This window comes from Providencia vermicola, from assembly GCF_010748935.1.
In the GTDB taxonomy this organism is placed as follows: Bacteria; Pseudomonadota; Gammaproteobacteria; order Enterobacterales; family Enterobacteriaceae; genus Providencia; species Providencia zhejiangensis.
This window is the reverse complement of record NZ_CP048796.1, coordinates 3,981,494-4,000,950: the sequence shown is the minus strand read 5'-3', so window position 1 is coordinate 4,000,950 and position 19,457 is coordinate 3,981,494. Positions and strand designations below refer to the sequence as shown.

Annotated in this window: 15 protein-coding genes; 7 read left to right on the top strand and 8 right to left on the bottom strand. The window is 42.0% G+C overall.

Annotated features, from left to right (window positions below):
* Positions 1-197 precede the first annotated feature (197 nt).
* From G3341_RS18115 to G3341_RS18100, 4 genes are all read right to left on the bottom strand, one after another.
* Complete coding sequence (locus G3341_RS18115; protein ID WP_154624358.1) at positions 198-1,919, bottom strand: amidohydrolase; 1,722 nt, start codon at positions 1,917-1,919, stop codon at positions 198-200.
* A 191-nt stretch (positions 1,920-2,110) separates the two neighbouring features.
* On the bottom strand, positions 2,111-3,463 hold the full coding sequence (locus tag G3341_RS18110) for an APC family permease (RefSeq protein ID WP_154624359.1): 1,353 nt from the start codon (positions 3,461-3,463) through the stop codon (positions 2,111-2,113).
* 859 nt (positions 3,464-4,322) lie between these two features.
* Positions 4,323-5,213 carry an EamA family transporter RarD gene (gene rarD, locus G3341_RS18105; RefSeq protein WP_154624519.1) on the bottom strand — a complete coding sequence of 297 codons (891 nt, stop codon included), beginning with the start codon at positions 5,211-5,213 and terminating at the stop codon, positions 4,323-4,325.
* A 159-nt stretch (positions 5,214-5,372) separates the two neighbouring features.
* Positions 5,373-5,843, bottom strand: a complete 471-nt coding sequence (locus G3341_RS18100; RefSeq protein ID WP_154624518.1) for a thioesterase family protein — start codon at positions 5,841-5,843, stop codon at positions 5,373-5,375.
* Positions 5,844-5,999: 156 nt separating this feature from the next.
* Between G3341_RS18100 and pldA the strand changes: the two genes are divergently transcribed.
* The 5 genes from pldA (at position 6,000) to G3341_RS18075 (ending at position 12,143) form a co-directional block, all read left to right on the top strand.
* Positions 6,000-6,893, top strand: a complete 894-nt coding sequence (gene pldA, locus G3341_RS18095) for a phospholipase A (protein ID WP_154624517.1) — start codon at positions 6,000-6,002, stop codon at positions 6,891-6,893.
* Positions 6,894-7,024: 131 nt separating this feature from the next.
* A complete protein-coding gene (gene recQ / locus G3341_RS18090; protein ID WP_163863243.1) occupies positions 7,025-8,851 on the top strand; it encodes an ATP-dependent DNA helicase RecQ in 1,827 nt (608 codons plus the stop codon).
* Between the two features lie 16 nt (positions 8,852-8,867).
* Positions 8,868-9,863: a lysophospholipase L2 gene (gene pldB / locus G3341_RS18085; RefSeq protein WP_154624515.1), complete on the top strand. Its 996-nt coding sequence runs from the start codon at positions 8,868-8,870 to the stop codon at positions 9,861-9,863.
* Positions 9,864-9,876: 13 nt separating this feature from the next.
* Positions 9,877-10,695 carry a sugar/pyridoxal phosphate phosphatase YigL gene (yigL, locus tag G3341_RS18080; RefSeq protein ID WP_154624514.1) on the top strand — a complete coding sequence of 273 codons (819 nt, stop codon included), beginning with the start codon at positions 9,877-9,879 and terminating at the stop codon, positions 10,693-10,695.
* A gap of 656 nt (positions 10,696-11,351) precedes the next feature.
* Positions 11,352-12,143, top strand: coding sequence for a tetratricopeptide repeat protein (locus tag G3341_RS18075; RefSeq protein WP_163863241.1), 792 nt, complete (start codon positions 11,352-11,354; stop codon positions 12,141-12,143).
* Positions 12,144-12,155: 12 nt separating this feature from the next.
* On the opposite strand, the gene G3341_RS18070 is transcribed toward G3341_RS18075, so the two are convergent.
* From G3341_RS18070 to rsgA, 4 genes are all read right to left on the bottom strand, one after another.
* Entirely contained in the window at positions 12,156-12,485 is a 330-nt protein-coding gene (locus tag G3341_RS18070; protein ID WP_163863239.1) for a hypothetical protein, read from the bottom strand.
* A 64-nt stretch (positions 12,486-12,549) separates the two neighbouring features.
* Positions 12,550-15,891, bottom strand: coding sequence for a miniconductance mechanosensitive channel MscM (gene mscM / locus G3341_RS18065; RefSeq protein WP_163863237.1), 3,342 nt, complete (start codon positions 15,889-15,891; stop codon positions 12,550-12,552).
* Between the two features lie 33 nt (positions 15,892-15,924).
* Entirely contained in the window at positions 15,925-16,836 is a 912-nt protein-coding gene (asd, locus tag G3341_RS18060; protein WP_163863235.1) for an archaetidylserine decarboxylase, read from the bottom strand.
* Between the two features lie 157 nt (positions 16,837-16,993).
* A complete protein-coding gene (gene rsgA, locus G3341_RS18055) occupies positions 16,994-18,046 on the bottom strand; it encodes a small ribosomal subunit biogenesis GTPase RsgA (protein WP_163863233.1) in 1,053 nt (350 codons plus the stop codon).
* Between the two features lie 117 nt (positions 18,047-18,163).
* Between rsgA and orn the strand changes: the two genes are divergently transcribed.
* Positions 18,164-18,706, top strand: a complete 543-nt coding sequence (gene orn, locus G3341_RS18050; RefSeq protein WP_154624509.1) for an oligoribonuclease — start codon at positions 18,164-18,166, stop codon at positions 18,704-18,706.
* A gap of 281 nt (positions 18,707-18,987) precedes the next feature.
* Positions 18,988-19,200 carry a DUF1471 domain-containing protein gene (locus G3341_RS18045; protein ID WP_154624508.1) on the top strand — a complete coding sequence of 71 codons (213 nt, stop codon included), beginning with the start codon at positions 18,988-18,990 and terminating at the stop codon, positions 19,198-19,200.
* The last annotated feature ends 257 nt before the right edge of the window (positions 19,201-19,457 follow it).

The window sequence follows — 19,457 nt, the reverse complement described above, 5'->3', positions numbered from 1 at the left end:
AAGAGTGTGATGAATTGTTGTCATAATGTTCCTCCTTGCAGTGTGTGGGTGAGTAAAAAAACGAGCGGATAATAACGAGGGGGATAGGGGATTGCAAGCAGTTTTCACAATGGTGTTGCTGATTAAGAATGCTTTACTCTGTGTAGAACGGCTTACTGAAAGGCAGTAAGCCGTCTAAATATTAATTAAATATTAAGCTATTGTGCGACATGGACGGTCTTTCCGCCAATAATCGTACGCAATACTTTTACATTTTCGATATCATCTGCTGGGATTTTAAATACATTGCGATCAAGGACGATCATGTCTGCAAATTTCCCGACTTCTAATGAACCAATCACATCTTCTCTGTGTTGAGCATAGGCAGAATCAATGGTTGCTGAACGTAGAACTTCAGTCACGGTCATATCACGGTCATTATCCAGACGGGGTGCTGGGTTACCGTCAATGTGACGCCCGCGACGAGTGGCTGCGACTTTTAAATCATACCACTCATCAAAGTCATCAATTGGCCAGTCACTACCGAAAGCAACTACCGCGCCCGCATCGATAAACTTCGCAATCGGTTCCAATTGTTCGAAACGCTCTTCGCCTAACATCTTGCGTTCAAAGGCGGCCAGTTCAGGTGTGGGGGCTGCCCATTGAAAGGAGAGGCAAGCAATAGTGTTGAGGCGTGCAAAACGTTCATAATCTTTTGGATGTACCAATTCATTATGAGCAAGACCTGGGCGAATATCTTTTTCTGGATGCGCTGCGCGCATCTTTTCAATCGCATCCAGCACGATAGAAACGGCTCCCTCACCAACGGTATGTAAATGGGGGTCGTAACCTGCTGCTGCAATTTTTTCCATTAATTCATCCAGAATTTCAGCAGTAAAATACAAATCACCGTAGTTATCGGTTTCAACCCAGTTCGGTGCTTCGTCAGTGCCTTTATTGATACGATAAGGTTGGAGCAATGAAGCCGTCATGGTTGGGTATTGCAATACGCCATCGACAAACATTTTGATATTACGTAGACCAATCCCCGGTGCTGGCGTCCAATCAGCTTGGTGCCATTTTTTGGCAAAAGCAACGGCTTTATCCACCGCGGCCGCAACGGCTGCGACATTAGGCGTATCATCTGGCGTAATTTCTCGAGCCGCTTGAAAACGCACCGTTAGTTCGCCGCGGCGTTGGAGTTCCGCGAACGCTTCTAACTGCTGTTCGGAAACACGCGCATCCATAACGGTGGTCACGCCTTGCTGGTTGAGTACTTTTTGCACTAATTCAGCGACTTCAACCGCTTGGTCATCACGAATTGATGGAATACTATCCGCGGCACGCATCGCCGGAGCATCTTCTAAAATGCCATTTAGCTCGCCATTAGCATATTTACCGATTTTGCCATCAGGTGGCTCAGGGGTATCTTTGGTGATACCAAAGAGTTCTAATGCACGGCTATTGGCTAATAAGGTGTGGCAGTCATTGGAAAATAGGACGACCGGACGCTTTGTCTTCAGTTTATCCATGTCTTCGCGATACATATCGATGCCTGCGGGTAACATGCCTTGACGTAGCCATGCAGTGACTTTTAGCCAATCATTTTCACCTGTACGAGGATCTTTATCCAAGTGTTCTTGGACGCGCTGAAGAATTTGTTCAATAGTCAGCGATTCATAGTTGAGGTGACACCCAAATAATTGAATACCGCCCCAAAATGGGTGCATATGACCATCGATGATGCCTGGCATCATCATCTTACCTTCTAAATCGATACTTTCAGTTTTCGGCCCAACATATTGATGTAATTCATCAGAGGTACCGCTCGCGATAATATAGCCATCTTGTACGGCAATGGCATCTACAACACTATCTTGTTTATCAGCAGTGTAGATATAACCGTTGAAATAAATGACATCAGCAACTTTATTATTCATTTCTATCACAGTCTTTATCAGGGGCTCGGTATAGGTAGAGCCAGAATAACAAAGGGGAAGGCATCGCTCCCCCAAGTCTACAATTATATGAATGTCACTCTAACTACTTCGAGGCACAGCTGGGTAGCAACAGTATGCGACATCTATACGTGATTCTAGTCAATACATACGTTAGCTCGAAATAGCGAGAGTTAATTGATAATCATATTCGTCTCATCGTCAGAGATTGCTGGTGGACTACGTCTGAAACCCTGTGTCAGCAATGTCAGATAAAACGCGCCTGCCGCAAGCCAGCATAGGCCAACCGTAAAGGCTTCTTTATCTAAACTTGTCCATAACCATAAGGTCAGTATGACACCAATCGACGGCATAATCAGGCAAGTGATCAGTTTTTTACCGTTTAAAGCCTCTTTACGGTCGATATAAAAGTGTTTGATAACCGACAAGTTAACAAAGGTAAACGCAATCAATGCACCAAAGCTGATCATTGACGCTACCATGCTTAACGACAGTACCAGTGAGAGTAGTGACGCGATAGCAACAAAGATAATTGAATACACCGGCGTATTCAGCCTTGGGTGCAGGTAAGCAAATATAGAGCGTGGCAATACACCATCACGACCCATAGCATAGAAAATACGCACAATACTGGCTTGTGACGTCATTGCAGAGGCAAACACACCGATCACATAAGCGGTGATAAAGCTGGATGCCATCATGGCTCCACCAACTTGTTTCATGACTGCAAGGCTAGCAACATCGGTATTCGGAATAAACTCTTGCCACATAGGGTAGCTTAAGTGTGCGCTATACGAGATAACCACAAATAAGGTGCCAGCAATAAAGACGGTATAGATAATCGCTTTAGGTAGGGCGCTGCGAGCATCCTTTGTTTCTTCCGCCATTGTTGAAATGGCATCGAAACCTAAGAAGGCTAAGCAGAGAACCGCTGCTCCCGCAAATAAACCAGGAACCTGATCTGCTGCCAGCGTAATCGGCGCGAGTAGTGCTTCAGTATCTAGCACAAAGTTTGTTTTGAAACTCAGATATAAGAAGACCGCAATAAAGACAATTTGCATGGCGATGATCAGCATATTCATGGAGGAAACTAATTTTATCCCCAAAATATTCATCAAGCTGACAACGGCAATTGTCGTGCAGATAATCACTGGCATTGGAATGCTCGGGAATGCTTCATGAACGAAGATCCCAATAGCAATATAGTTAATAATTGGCAGAAATAGATAATCGAGCAATTGTGCCCAACCGACGAGGAAGCCCAGTGTACCGCCAAACGTCCTTTGCACATATGAATAGGCAGAGCCTGCTAGCGGCAGTGCACTTGTCATTCGGCAATAACTCATCGCAGTAAATAGAACAGCAGCCAATGTCACAAGATAAGCGATAGGCAAATGGCCTTCACTTAATACAGTCACTTGGCCATAGGTGGTGAAAATTCCGAGTGGCACCATATAAGCCAGCCCGAAAAAAACTAACGCAGGTGTGGTCAGTACACGTTTCATTTGAACGGTATTCTGTTGCATTTTTAAGCCCTTCCCAAAAGCCCTTAACAACTATCAACTCCATAGGCGGAGTGAACCTAAAATGCAGCTATACTCGTTAATACTTCAGTTGCAGCGTTATGTTAATAAATGGTAGCTATGTTCATTTGAACAAGCAGCATCACTTTCTATGCTATTAGCGGTGCATTCATTGATGTTTAACTGCATCTAGAATTATGTGAGTATATAACCTGAGTTATAACGCTACATTATTGTATTAAAATAAATTTTAGAGCGAACTCATATTCAATTTCAGAAAACCTCGCACCAGGACATTTGATAAATCATCTGTCATCGTGCGCACTTTAATGAAACGTCAGTGATGAATCGGACCATCACCATCCGCTGGGGTGAATACAAGCGGCGTACAATATAGATTCGATGTTCCTTTAACGCAATGATTAATTATTAAAAAAATAAATATTTTTTTAATTCAATAAGTTGGTTTGATTTTAATGTGGGTAAATAAAAGCTCATTTTGGATAAATATAATAATAGCTTGTTTGAGAATTAAATCAATGTGTCACATGCTTTTCTAAAATGTTGATTTTTATTGGATTTATTGTTTATTTGAATGAAAGTATTAGAGCCATTGCCAATGACAGATGATCATTTCTCTATTGATGTGAATAATAGGTACTATTAATCGTAAATAGGTTATTTGTAATTTATTTAGGTTGGGGAAATCATTTATCTAAATGATATAACTTTGTCGATTGTCTATATGCATAAAGTAAATTAACAAATGAAGTTCCATAAAATGAAACCCTGACCTTCTAATTAATAAATAATAAAAGGCCAGGGTTTCGATAATTGCCTTTAAATAGGCAATTTACTGAATTTATCTTCGTAACCTACGTTGTGTGTAAAGTGCATCCAAGGTAAATAAAATTAATGCAACCCAAATAAAACCAAAAGTGACTAACAATTCTGATGTCATTTGCTCACCATAGATAAATACAGCGAGTAAGAACATAATTGTTGGTCCCAAATATTGGAAAAATCCAAGTGTTGATAAACGTAAGTGGTTTGCTGCTTCAGTAAACAGTAACAAAGGCACCGTTGTAATCACACCAGCGAGGATTAATAACACATTTAAATGCCAATCATTCATTGTCATATTGCTAGTCGGACTATCCGCAAAGAATAGTAAGAAAATGATGCCGACAGGTAATAACCAGAGTGTCTCGAATGTCATGCCAATTTGAGCATCAACCCCCAGTTTTTTACGCAATAAACCGTAAGTTGCAAAAGTGACCGCAAGGCTTAACCCAATGATCGGCACTGAACCAAATTGCCATAGTTGGATCAGCACTCCCATGAGCGCTAAACTGACAGCAATCCACTGCATGCGGCGAAAACGTTCTTGTAGAAATAGCATGCCAAACAAGACGTTGACTAAAGGGTTTATAAAATAGCCTAGGCTAGCTTGTAACATATGACCATTATTGACAGCCCAAATATAAATTAGCCAGTTGGAAGCAATGGTTACCGCAGTGACACCCAAAATCAGAATTTTTTTAGGGTGTTTTAACACTTGGCGCATATAGCTCCAATGCCTAGTGGCCGTTAATAAGACCAACATAAAGAAAAATGACCAAATAATACGGTGAGTCAGTATTTCTTCTGCTGGCACCTCTTGGATGGTTTTAAAATAAATAGGTGCGACGCCCCAAATTAAATAGGCGCCCAAGGCGCATAAGACACCCTTAATGGTGTTTTGTTGGTTCATTATTGACTCTGAATTCGAATAAACGGCTAAAAGTAAGTCGATTGAGATATCGAGCCAAAGAAAATATTGGCTCGATTTATGACCTTATTAATGTGACATTGCTCGAGTTTTTTTACAAGTCATTAGTTGAGTAAGTAACTAAATTTTTACTTTTTATTTTCATCCAATTAGATAAGTCGCAGTGGCTGTAGCAATATGCTGATTACGTTCATTATGTAATTCACAGCGAGTCACGGCAATTTTATTACCGTCGCGCAGTAAACTTGCACTAGCCGTAAAAACTTCACCGCGACCAGGACGTAAATAATCAACTCGTAGATCGATGGTGCCCATTTTTGACATTTTCTCAACGATATCTTGATGGATTAATGGGGTGATACGTTGAAGAATGCGATTAATACATACCATGCCGCCGGCAACATCTAATAGGGATGCGATCACGCCACCATGCAGGATATTTTGTGTGAAATTGCCTATCAATTCTGGACGATTATTAATGGTCAGTTGGACAAAATCATCGCTCATATGTGCTAATTCGATGCCTAAAAGGTGATTAAAAGGCATTTTATAGATAAATGCATCACTCATGAGCTTACTGGCTTCTTCTAATGTGTAAGTATGGTCATTCATCTGCTTTATTCCTTTAAAAATATGTGAACAATAAGTTACCACTATGTATAAAATATGTCTCTAGCAAATGAACGAATAATCTTTCAGCAGTTATCAGATTTTATGTGTAAAATGAGAAAAACTTTTTTTGGGAATGTACAAAATAGGAATAACAGAATGCGCATTTTTCACAAATTACTTAGTGTAGTGCTCTGTTTTTGGTCCGTATCATTATTTGCGGCAGAAAAATCGGATACGCCAAATTCGCAAGAAGTTACAGATAACAAGCCAATAAGAGGGAGTATTATTTCGGGTTTATTACAAAATTACGATAATCCTTTTGTACTTTATCCATATGAGTCTAACTACATTATTTATACTTATACTTCATCAATAAATAAGGAAGCGATACAAACCTATAATTGGGGTGATGATGCTTTACATGACGAAGTAAAATTTCAACTGAGTTTAGCTTTTCCTTTATGGAGAGGGATTGCGGGGGATAACTCCGTCTTAGCCGCATCTTATACGCAACGTTCTTGGTGGCAATTAAGTAATAAAAAAGAATCTTCACCCTTTCGTGATACTAACTATGAACCGCAAATTTTTATTGGTTGGGCGACTGACTACCAGTGGGGGGGTTGGACGTTGCGTGAATTAGAAACGGGTTTCAACCATGAGTCGAATGGCCGTTCTGAGCCGACGTCACGCAGTTGGAATCGTATTTATGCACGTGCTATGGCCCAAAATGGTAACTGGCAAGTCGATTTAAAACCTTGGTATCGCATTCACGAAAGTGAAGGAAGTGATGATAATAAAGATATCACCAAATATATGGGCTATTACCGGTTAAAAGTAGGTTATGCCTTAGGTGATAGTGTATTTACGGCAACGGGGCGTTATAACTGGAATAGTGGCTATGGTGCGGCTGAGCTAGGTTGGAGCTATCCAATCACCAAGCATGTGAGGTTCTATACCCAATTATTTAGCGGTTACGGCGAATCCATGATCGATTATGATTATCGGCAAACTCGCTTTGGTATCGGTGTGATGCTAAATGATATGCTTTAGTCGTTAGCACTTATTTGTTAGCATACGACAACCTTAATTCAAGCGATACCTTGAAAGGCTTCGGGCACTAACCCACTATTTAGACGCTGCTCTCTGACGGGCAGCTATCAGTTTGTAATTTGAGGATCCGCGTGTCTACTGCAGAAGTGATCTCCCAGTTTTCACTTGCTGAAAGTATACTCAACAGTACTTTCGGTTATCAGTCTTTCCGCCCTGGGCAGGAAGCCGTTATTCGAGCAATTTTTGACCATCGTGACTGCTTAGTACTCATGCCAACAGGAGGCGGTAAGTCTCTGTGCTATCAAGTGCCTGCTCTAGTCAAGGAGGGGGTGACGCTGGTGGTTTCCCCCTTAATTTCATTAATGAAAGATCAGGTCGATCAATTACGACTTCATGGCATTAGTGCGGCTTGTTTAAATTCTTCTCAGACCGCCCAAGAACAGCGTGAGGTCATGGATCTGTGCGCGCAAGGTGTTTTGAAATTACTGTATATCGCCCCTGAAAGATTACTGACTGACTACTTTCTAAACCAACTGGCTAATTGGAATATAAGTCTATTGGCCGTCGATGAGGCTCATTGTATTTCACAATGGGGCCATGATTTCCGTCCTGAATATCGTGCCCTTGGCCAATTGAGACAACATTTTCCCGATGTGCCAGTGATGGCATTAACAGCAACGGCAGATGAAACAACACGAGCAGATATTGTTCGCTTGCTCGATTTACATGACCCGTTGATACAAATCAGTAGCTTTGATAGACCGAATATTCGCTATACCTTAGTAGAAAAGTATAAGCCACTGGAACAACTTTGGTTTTTTATTAAAGCCCAGAAAGGCAAGGCTGGTATCGTTTATTGTAATAGCCGTAGTAAAGTGGAAGAAACCGCCGAACGCTTACAAAAACGGGGGCTAAGTGTTGCAGCGTATCACGCGGGATTAGATAGCCAGCAACGCGAGTGGGTTCAGGATGCTTTTTTAAAAGACAACTTGCAAATTGTTGTGGCAACAGTGGCATTTGGTATGGGGATCAACAAGTCGAATGTGCGTTTTGTTGCACATTTTGATATTCCTCGCAATATTGAAGCCTATTACCAAGAGACTGGACGTGCCGGACGTGATGGGGTTGAGGCGGAAGCAATCCTTTTTTATGATCCCGCTGATATGGCATGGCTACGCCGCTGTCTCGAAGAAAAACCCGCGGGTCTGCAACAAGATATTGAACGGCATAAACTAAATGCGATAGCCGCATTTGCCGAAGCACAAACTTGTCGTCGATTGGTACTACTCAATTATTTTGGCGAAAATAGGCAGTCACCGTGTGGGAACTGTGATATCTGTTTAGACCCTCCAAAACAGTATGATGGTTTAGTCGATGCACAAAAAGCGCTCTCGTGCATTTATCGTGTTGGTCAACGTTTTGGTATCGGCTATATTGTCGAAGTATTACGTGGGGCGAATAATCAGCGTATTCGGGAATTAGGCCATGACCAATTACCTGTTTACGGTATCGGAAAAGAGCAAAGCCATGAGCATTGGGTGAGTGTGATCCGCCAATTAATTCACCTTGGCATGATCACACAAAATATTACTCATTTCTCCGCATTACAACTTACTGAAGCAGCTAGGCCGATTTTACGCGGTGAATCATCACTGCAATTAGCCGTTCCTCGCGTTTTAGTAACAAAAAGCCGTAATCAGCAAAACAAAGTTTATCGGGGCAACTATGATAAGAAGTTGTTTGCTAAGCTACGCAAATTACGTAAATCTATAGCCGATGAAGAAAACATCCCCCCATTTGTGGTTTTTAATGATGCAACACTGATTGAAATGGCAGAGCACTGCCCTACGTCTTCCTCAGAATTGTTGTTGATCAACGGCGTGGGAGAACGGAAGCTAGAACGCTTTGGTGATGCCTTTATGACATTGATTCGGGATCATCTTGAAGGTTACGAATGACGAAAGGATAAATATAATGACCCCTGAGAAGCTAAAAGAGAGCTGGTTAAATCGAGAAGCTCAATTTGCTGCGTTTACCAACGGGCCTCTTTTGGATTTCTGGATACAGCGAGAGGAAGCTGAATTTTTGGGGGTAGATGATGTGCCTATCCGTTACGTTCGTTTTATCAATTCTCAGCACAGTAAAGCCATTGTGATCTCTCCAGGGCGTAGTGAAAGCTATGTGAAATATCCTGAAGTTGCTTATGACTTTTATCATCTTGGCTTTGATGTCTTTATTGTGGATCATCGAGGGCAGGGACGATCAGGACGTATGCTTGCCGATCCACAAAAAGGGCACGTTGAAAAGTTCACTGATTATATCGATGATTTTGCAAAGTTTATTGAACTTGAAGTGCAATGTCGGCATTATCTCAAATGTTATGCCTTAGCCCACTCGATGGGAGGAGCGATCCTAGGAGGCTACTTATTGCGAGATAAGGTGACTTTTGATGCGGCTGCGCTTTGTGCGCCTATGATTGGGATTAATTTACCTATACCACATTGGCTAGCCAGCTTTATTGTTGATAGGGCAGAATTACACCAAAGTGTGCGTAATGAGTATGCGGTATCGACGGGTAAATGGCAGCCATTACCTTATATGATTAACGTCCTGACACACAGTCAAGAGCGCTATCGGCGTTATTTGCGTTATTATGCCGACTATCCTGACTTGCGTCTTGGAGGGCCAACTTATCATTGGCTAAAAGAAAGTTTTGCAATTGGTGATGAGCTGATTGCAAGAGCGGGAGAAATTGATGTACCACTGATGCTACTAGAAGCAAGTGAAGATAAAGTGGTCAGCAATCGAGAGCTACAGGCTTTTTGTCAAAGTCGGCAAAAAGCACAAACAGGAAGAGAAGAAAAATTACCTCTCGTGATAGAAGGGGCACACCATGAAATCCTGTTTGAAGTGGATGCACTAAGAGCGATGGCACTTAATGCAATCTGTGATTTTTTTGAGCAGTATTAGTTAGGAATGATTTATGAAATATCCTGTTGTTGCTTCTGATTTGGATGGTACGCTTTTATCTCCCAATCATGATTTGACCTCTTTTACCAAGGAAACGTTGAAACAGTTAGTCGAAACACAAGATATCCATTTTGTGTTTGCAACGGGCCGCCACCATGTGGATGTTGCACAAATTAGAGATGGTTTAGGTATTGATGCTTATATGATCACCTCCAATGGTGCTCGAGTTCACAATACAAAGGGCGAACTGATTTTTAAACATAATGTTGATCCTGACATTGCACATGAATTGTGCTTGATGGACTTCGATAATCCTGATCTTGTGACTAACTATTACAGTGGTGATGACTGGTTTATTAACCGCGAAAGCCCTGAACAAAAAGAGTTTTTCAAAGAATCCGTGTTTCAATATACCTTATTTGAGCGCGATAACTTTGATACTTCTGACGTGTGTAAAGTCTATTACACGAGTGAAGATCACGACTTGTTAGTCGATTTACAAAATCGGATCCGTGAGCGTTGGCAAGACCGCGTCAATGTGACATTTTCATTACGTAGTTGCCTTGAAGTGATGGCTGGAGTGGTCTCTAAAGGTGAAGCGTTGCAACAAGTTGCGGCGTTGCAGGGCTATCAAGTTCATGATTGTATCGCCTTTGGTGATGGGATGAACGATAAAGAAATGCTGACCTTATCAGGTAAAGGCTGCATTATGGAAAATGCTCATCAAATGCTCAAAGATGAATTACCACAACTTGAAATTATTGGCTCTAATGCAGATGATGCGGTAGCAAACTACCTGAGAAAACTGTATCTCACTCATCCTGTTGGTTAACTGACAACACGAAAAAGAGATTATTCCAAATTAGAGGCAAATTATACTGCCTCTAATTATTTATACTCGATATTGGCGTTAACATAGTCAATAGCATCACGGATAAATATTCCTTTATTAAATCGGATTTATATAAAAACATAAAAATAGATTTTATTTTTATTTGAGAAAAATAAAAGAAGGAAGTGTTGTGAGTACGGAAAGCTGGGTCACGCTATTGTAACATCCCGTGGCCATAGTCAGTCATTCAATACGATTCATGGAATAATCACGCAGAAAATAAATGCGTTATTGCAATAGCGGTTGCATAAAATAAGGGGACGGGTAGAGATACATCGCTTAATACTGTCTTACTGAATGGGTGAGGTTAAACCATACTCATTGATGCGCACTATAAATAATTCTGTCTTATTTTTTTAGAGAACAGTCTGTTTTTATTTAACTTGGTCAGGAAATACCTCAGTTTCTATAATAAAAGTAAAAAATGTGCTAAATCAGTAATAAACTCAATTTTCCTATTCTTTCTGTATGAAAGTCGCATTAAACTATGACGAGTCGGCTGTGAGTTTAGGCTATAGTCAAACCGCAGCCTGCCGATAATAATGGATCACACTGTTTTCTCAGTCGGTATTTTGCACTGTTGAGGGTTGTTTAGGATGAAAAAAATTGCGTTAGCGCTCTTATTAGGTTCTGTTTGCTATAGTTCACTGTTACTTGCCACGCCGTCGACAAAATCGGCACCTCCTCAACAGACCATAGAGCAAATTACGCAGTTAGCACAAAAAGGTGATCCAACAGCGCAATACCTTCTAGGTCAGCGCTATTTTAAAGGCAATGGCGTTTCTCAGGACTCAAAAATTGCAGCGGAATGGTTTATTAAAGCAGGTGACCGAGGTAATTCTGATGCACAATTCCAATTAGGTACGATGTATGTGAATGGTTTCGGTGTGCGTCGAGACTACGATAAGGCGATGCTTTGGTATCAACAAGCCGCTAAACAAAATGACACCCGTGCAGAAACCAACATGGCGATGATGTATGCACAAGGGCTTGGTGTCGCACAAGATCTCGAAAAAGCAGCTTATTGGTTTAGGAAAGCAGCGCAAGGTGGCAATGTCATTGCGCAATTCCACATCGGCCAAATGTATTCAATTGGTAGCGGTGTTGATCAGGATAATGAAAAAGCCGTGTTTTGGTTCCGTAAAGCAGCTAAACAGCGTGATGCAAAAGCGCAAGATCGTTTAGGTGTCATGTATTCAGAAGGGAAAGGCGTCAAGAAAAACCTGCAACAGGCTTATGCTTGGCTGGCAACCGCAGTTTATAGTGGTAATAAAGAGAGCCAGAAATTGCAAAATAAAATTGCCGAGCAATTAAATGAAAATGACTTAAAACAAGCACAGCAACTCGCTGAGAATTATATTCAATCCTATGGCGCTAAGGCGAGCTGACGAACAGTAAACTCAGTGGGATATGATCCGATATCCCACCATGATAATGATCGATAGCACGAGATAGGCCCAACTCATACGATAAAACCGATTGTATCCCCAGCCTCTACGTACATTTAACTGTAACGCTTTGGTTGATAATTTACTCACCAACATGCGATAAACCACAATATAGAGTAGGGAAAGCGCTTGCCATAAATAGAGTATATAGACGGCAAATGATTTTCCGACGACTAACAAGATAATCAATGGGATCAGGAAAAAGAGGATCGAGCCAACTTTATCAAATTGAGTGACTCGTAATAAAACCTGCTCATCTTGTGGATCAATAGGTGCTTTCATTTCACTACCTTAAAAATTAGTATCATGGTCAATAACCTAAGTTATTGACCATTAAGTTCTGCGGTTATAGCTCTCCTGATTTACGTGGAGGATTGCGACCTGCAAGATTATTCGTTGCACTTTGTAATGCATTATCACGTATATCCACGCGTGCTTGGAATGGAGGGAATGGCAAGGTAATCCCTTGTTCTGCAAATGCCGCCAATATATTTTGATGGATTTCGTGCCGTGCTGGTAAGCGGTGCCCCATTTCGCCAGCATAGACGCGTAATTCGAAAATCTGAATACCCTGTTGTAAATCGACCAAATAAACTTCAGGATTCGGGTTATCCAATATCATGCTCGAACGTTCAGCCGCGCTGAGAATGATGGAGGTGACTTGCTGGCTGTCTGCATCCGCAGGAGCAGGGATAGTCATAACAATACGTGTGATGGTGTCAGAGAGAGACCAGTTGATAAACTGTTCTGTAATAAAGGCCTTATTGGGCACAATAATTTCTTTTCTATCCCAATCAGTCAGGGTGGTCGCACGGGTGTTAATCTTAGTAATACTACCCGTTAAATTGCGTATGGTGACGGTATCACCAATTCGGATAGGTTTTTCAAACAAGATCATTAGACCGGAAATGATATTGGCAAAGATCTCTTGTAAACCAAAGCCTAACCCAACCCCCATGGCGGCGACTAACCACTGTAATTTCGACCAATCGATCCCCAACATAGAGAAACCAACAATGGTGCCTATGATAGTGAGTGAGTACTTCGTCAGTGTGGTTATGGCATAACCCGTGCCAGGGGTTAAATCTAAATGCTGTAACACCGCTAACTCAAGCAATGCAGGTAAATTTCTGACTAATTGCGTGGTGACAATGATGATCAAGATGGCGATAAAAATCGATCCCATCGTGATTGGTTGCACAGTATCAACACCATTAATGGTAGAGGTGACATCCCACAAGCGAATATTTTCAAGGAACGAAAATGCAGTGTGCAGCTCAGACCATAGCCAAATCAGAGAGACTAAGGCAATCATCGTAAGTATCGAACGTACTAAGCCGACGGATTGTGCGCTGATCGCATCAAGGTCAATCACTTGCTCATCAATATCAATACTACCTTCTCCACTGGCGTTTGGCTGTTGTGAGTCATCCTCTCCTTTTGCCCGCTGGGCTAAGATGTCTGCACGACGCTGTTTGGCGCGTTCAAAGGCGAGTTTACGACGCTGAATTGACATCCAACGGCGGATAGTATGATAGATAATTAATAACACAAACCAGATGGCAACCGAGGTTTCTAAACGACCGAGCAGGGCTTGAGAAGTTGAAAAATAACCTAACAGAGAGAAAAAGGCAGCGACGACTGGTGCACCGAGTAGCATCCACCATAATGCCTTGTTGATGAGATTATCGCCTGAGCCATGTCTATCAAGGTAGAGTGGAACGTGTGTGCGACGCAAGTTATTGGTCATTAAACTCAATGCAAAGCATAGTAACAAGAAACAGAAGCGACCAATGGTTGAGGCGAATTCTCTGTCACTGTAATACTCAAAAGTAATCAGCGCCATCATCAAGGGGACAATAACGAAAATAGCGAGGCGATAGTAACGCATCGCACGTTTTACGGCATCTTTATCCCAGCCGAAGTGTGCAATAAATAACCCTGTGGGGCGAGAGAAGGTTTCACTGATCATAAACAGCCATAGCACCGGCGTCGTCGCGCTGACGCCATAACCTATCGCCGCCGCCATCGGGTATTGCCATGCACTTTGTAACCCGTAGCCAATGGCGGACCACATCATCGGGAGTGGTAGCGCCACAATGATAGACCAAAAAATGGTTCGTACAGTGAGGTAAAAATGGTCTTGGGTGACTTTACCAATACGTAAGCTAGCGCGATCAAGAAAATCCTGATAATGCTTACGAGTGCTAATACTGAAGATAACTAAAATGATTGAGCCGAGCAGATACAAAAAAGTATCTTGGGTCGTCAGCATCACCTTTAAGGCACCGGTCAGTTGCGATAAGGTGTCTAAAGAGAGCAACTGGGTAATATCAGTGATCAGTAAGACAGGATAGTGGAGCGTTACTGGCGGTGCGTCAGCGACCCAAAACAGATAACGGTGTGAGGCATCTTTTACATCTTTCAATGCATCGGTGAGCTGGCTAGTGGCTACGTTTAATTTCGTTAGCTCAAGCATTTCAGTATCAAAGCCTGAAATCAGTGCCGTGAGCAGCTCTTTACGCGTTTTGATCAGCGATGAATAAACTTGTGCTTGTGCTGGGCTTAAATTATTTTCAGTTTCTTGTGTGGCAGTATCCAGCTTGGATAGCCGATCAAGCATGTCTTCATAGTTTAGCCTTTGCACACGTAAGTCAGCCATATCACGGTTAAGCTGTTGGCTTTTAGGGATCTCAGGTAGGCGTGATAGCTGAGTGCGTAAGGCTTCTCCTAACGTACTTGAACCATCAAGCCATTGTGCTTGTTCACGAATAGTGGTGAGTGCTTGGCGTGCATCTTGGATACCCGAGGAAATTTCTGCTTGGCTAGTACTGATGTTGTTCATGCGAACCGCTTGGTCAGTTAGCTCTTGTGACAATTTGCGGTTAATATCAATTTGTTCTTTTAGAAAAGGGGTCAGCTCGCCTTGCTCAGCCAGCATTTCAGTATGCTCAAGGGCTAATACGGCTTTTTGCTGACGTAACGTGTTTTGCACTTCACGCAATTTTTGCAGTTCAAGTTCTAGCCGGTTATAGCGTTTTTTATTGATCTCTAATGTGACACGGGAAATCTCTTGGCGGTTATTGGCTGATAACTGTGCCATTTCCAATTCATTAACTTCGGATTTGCGAGCACTTACTTCTGCTTGAGCAAGGATTGACTGCGCTTCCGCTAATGGTGTCGAGGGCGTACTTAGCGATTGTAAACGAAAAGCCGCTTCAGAAAGCAAGCGTCGTGACTCTGACAACTGCTTGGGAAGCGCACTGAGTGACTCACTAATCTCACGTCCTTTATCTTGTTCTTGCTGAGTTTTTCTTCCTTGTTCAAGTAGTTGGCTACTGACTTGAATAATTTGTTGTTCAAGCTCAGACAAACTGATATTGGCAGGGATAGCCGGTGGCTCATCACTTTCATTGAGCAATTCTTGCCTTAACCCTTTAATAATTTTAGGGAAATTATCAATGGCGTCTTGGTAAGACTTGGCTCTAGCATCCGCTTCATTGGCTTCACTGATCCAGTTGAGAGCGCCTTGTAAAGCTTGCGCTATCTCCGCATCTTTGGGATTTTTGCTAGGATCTAGTTGAGACAGCTCCTGCTTAATCTGTGCTTCATTTAGCGTGGTATTAGGAGCCCCAGCCGCAGAAAAGGCGATTAGCAGGCTGAAAAAAAAACTGATAATCAAGCGCACAGTCGGGAGCTCCTTCAAATCATTAATTGAGTATTACTGAGTTTCTGTTTGTTCAGCGGTAGCCGCCGCTAAAGTGTCATTTGTGACCGTTTCAGCTAATAGCTCACCCATACGGGTAGCATAACCTGGGATCAGTGAAGAATTGAAACGGATTGTATTAGCCTCGAACAGGTTGATAACGGTTGAGCCAAGTTTGAAACGACCCATTTCCTCGCCTTTTTTCAGGAATACCGCATTTTCAGTTAATTGGTCTGGATAAGTCCAACGCTGAATAATACCTTGGCGTTGATCATTAACGCAGCCACTCCAGACGGTTTCAATACTACCGACAATTGTTGCACCAACTAAAATTTGTACCATCAGACCTATCTCGGTTTTAAACACACAAATCAGGCGCTCATTACGTGCAAATAAATTCGGTACATTGGCGGCAGTGAGTGGGTTCACAGAGAAAAGATCCCCAGGAACATAAATCATTTCGGTTAATAAACCATCACAAGGCATATGAACACGGTGATAATCACTTGGAGATAAGTAAGTGGTAATAAAGTCGCCGTGACGAAATTTTTCTGCCAACTGATAGTTACCCGCCAGTAAAGCTTCCACCGTATAATTGTGACCTTTGGCTTGGAAAATGTGACCGTCTTGAATTGGGCCTAATTGGCTGACAGCGCCATCAGCAGGTTGGGCTAATTGATGTTGACCTTCAACCAATGGGCGAACTTCGTCTTTCAATGGTCGTACAAAAAAATCATTAAACGTGGCATAAGCGGTGAATTCGCTTTTTTGTGCTTCACTCATATCCACTTTATAGGCTTTAGCAAATAGTTTTATGGCCCACTGAGTGATGAAGCCAGCTTGCTTGTTGGCAAACCAGCCCGCAAGTTGTGTAAGACCTTGTTTTGGTAATAAATATTGTAAACGTATTTTAATCTTATCTAGCACGTTAACCTCAAATTCGAAAAGGCCAGTTAGCAAAAAGGCGTTATTGTACCTTTGCTTTTTTAAATAGGCTATTTTGTTTCGATGGGCTTAAAAATCTTTACCTTTAGCCTGTGCGTCCATAAAAAAATGTAAGCACATACTTACGTTTTAAGCCGGTTTATTTCTCTTTCCCCGTGAAATTACCACGCGGTTTCACTTGCTCCATGCTTTCTAAAATACGGTGGTAATTTTCAAAGCGTGATTCCGCGATTTTCCCATCTTCTGTTGCTTCACGCAGTAGGCAGCCGGGATCATCCAAATGTTTACAATCTCGGAACTTACAGCCACCTAAATAATCTTTAAATTCGACAAATCCTTTGGTGACTTGTTCCGTTGAAAGGTGCCATAAGCCAAATTCACGTACGCCCGGAGAGTCGATAACGTCACCTCCATGAGGGAAGTGATACAAGCGCGCCGTTGTTGTCGTGTGTTGGCCCAACCCCGAGGTGTCAGACACTTCATTTACTAAAATAGCTTCCTCATTATGTGGTAATAATGCATTCAGTAAACTGGATTTACCCACGCCGGACTGCCCCACAAAGACCGATATTTTGCCTTCTAATAAGTTAGTGAGCGCTTCCATTCCTTCGTTGGTATGACTGGATACCTCGAGGACTTGGTAGCCAATATCGCGATAAATCGTCATCAGCTCACTGACCCATTCGCGGTTCTCTTGGTCTAACAGGTCAATTTTATTCAGAACAATAATTGGTTGAATACCAACGGTTTCACAAGCCACTAAATAGCGGTCAATAATATTGAGAGAAAGTTCCGGTAGGATTGCCGAAACCACCACGATTTGGTCAATATTCGCAGCAATGGGTTTCAGCCCGTCATAATAGTCAGGTCGTGTTAAGACTGAGCGGCGCTCATGAACCGCTTCGACAATGCCGTTCACCTTGTTATCTGTTTGCGTATTCAGTGCCGGGCGCCAAACAACACGGTCGCCAGTCACAAGAGACGAGATAGTGCGGCGCAAGTTACAACGCTGCAATGTACCGTCATTGGCTTCAATATCAGCATGTTGTCCAAACCGGCTGATAACTAGCCCTTCTTGTGCTTCTCCTAGTTGACTATCATCAATTTCAGTGACATTTTGTTTTTTCAGTCTTTTTTGATGATTTGCCTGCACGCGGCGCTGCTGGCCTTTTGACAATTTCTGCTTAGCCACCTGACCTCTCTTGATATTGTTGGCTGAGTTTTTTTGTTTGCTTCATTGAGTGGATCGCGTCGATACCTCAAACGCGCTATCATACACGAATTCCACCGGATCAAGTTAGGGTATATGATGCAAAAGAATGAGAATAATTTAATCTGGATCGATTTAGAAATGACCGGTCTCGATCCTGAGCGTGACCGTATTATCGAAATCGCGACTATTGTTACGGACAGTCAACTTAATATTTTAGCACAAGGTCCTGTCATTGCGATTCATCAAACACAAGCGCAATTGGATTTGATGGACGAATGGAATGTCAATACGCATACAGGAAGTGGATTAGTTGAACGTGTTAAAAGCAGTACGTTCAGTGAACATGACGCTGAATTAGCGACGATTGCTTTCTTAGAGCAGTGGGTGCCAAAAGGCGCTTCACCAATTTGTGGTAATAGTGTTGGTCAAGATCGTCGTTTTTTATTTCGCTATATGCCTGAATTAGAAAGTTATTTCCATTATCGCTACCTTGATGTCAGCACATTAAAAGAGCTAGCTCGTCGTTGGAAACCGGAAATACTGGGGGGATTTACGAAAAAAGGTACTCATCAAGCATTAGATGATATTCGTGAATCCATTGCTGAATTAGCCTATTACCGCGAAACTTTTATTAAATAAAGCCTATTAGACCAGGCGATTAAAAATAGATGGGCCACCGATAAGTGGCCTATTTATGTTAGTAACTGACCTTCTTTAACTCCTCGTTATTGTTGACGTATTCATGACTTATTTTCCTAATAGGATGAAGTGCTGATCTCGCTATTTTTATTCAAAAAAATTGATAAACAAAGCAAAATTTAGTTGCTTTTATTTGCGGTAACTTGAGGTTAAATTAATGGCATAGCAGATAACAAGGGTTATCAAGTCAATTTTAACGATAAAATTAAAGGATAAAAATTATGAACATGATTAAAACATTAACAACAGCTTCATTGTTATCTTTAGTGGCTTTCGGCGCTTCAGCTCAAACGGTTACAGCAACGGGTGACACGCTAGCTTCTACCGAAGCTATGATTGCTCAGAAAGCAAAAGAGGCGGGTGCGGACAGCTACAAAATTACCAGTGCGCGTGTTGGTAATTTCGTGACAATGAGTGCAGATCTCAATAAATAAGCCTTGTTGCTAAGTCGAGTTAACGGAATGCCTATTGAAGGCACTCCGTTGCTTGCGATATTAACTGCTTACCGCTATTTATCTCATCTCTCTTTATCATCAAATGGCTGTCAACATGTCTGTTAGCGTGCTTTATTGTTGAGTGCGTTATGCGGAATAACACAAAAGTAAAAAAGTGTTAACCGATTGAAATCAGAAGGTTACTTTCATCGTTGATAAAATCATCACAATGCCCAATTTATCAGCAAACGAACAAA

Coding starts and splice junctions, on each gene's coding strand:
- rarD (WP_154624519.1), bottom strand. CDS start 5,213: ATGAACCAACAAAACACCATTAAGGGTGTCTTATGCGCCTTGGGCGCC.
- pldA (WP_154624517.1), top strand. CDS start 6,000: ATGCGCATTTTTCACAAATTACTTAGTGTAGTGCTCTGTTTTTGGTCC.
- G3341_RS18045 (WP_154624508.1), top strand. CDS start 18,988: ATGAACATGATTAAAACATTAACAACAGCTTCATTGTTATCTTTAGTG.
- G3341_RS18115 (WP_154624358.1), bottom strand. CDS start 1,919: ATGAATAATAAAGTTGCTGATGTCATTTATTTCAACGGTTATATCTAC.
- G3341_RS18110 (WP_154624359.1), bottom strand. CDS start 3,463: ATGCAACAGAATACCGTTCAAATGAAACGTGTACTGACCACACCTGCG.
- G3341_RS18070 (WP_163863239.1), bottom strand. CDS start 12,485: ATGAAAGCACCTATTGATCCACAAGATGAGCAGGTTTTATTACGAGTC.
- orn (WP_154624509.1), top strand. CDS start 18,164: ATGCAAAAGAATGAGAATAATTTAATCTGGATCGATTTAGAAATGACC.
- yigL (WP_154624514.1), top strand. CDS start 9,877: ATGAAATATCCTGTTGTTGCTTCTGATTTGGATGGTACGCTTTTATCT.
- pldB (WP_154624515.1), top strand. CDS start 8,868: ATGACCCCTGAGAAGCTAAAAGAGAGCTGGTTAAATCGAGAAGCTCAA.
- G3341_RS18075 (WP_163863241.1), top strand. CDS start 11,352: ATGAAAAAAATTGCGTTAGCGCTCTTATTAGGTTCTGTTTGCTATAGT.
- G3341_RS18100 (WP_154624518.1), bottom strand. CDS start 5,843: ATGAATGACCATACTTACACATTAGAAGAAGCCAGTAAGCTCATGAGT.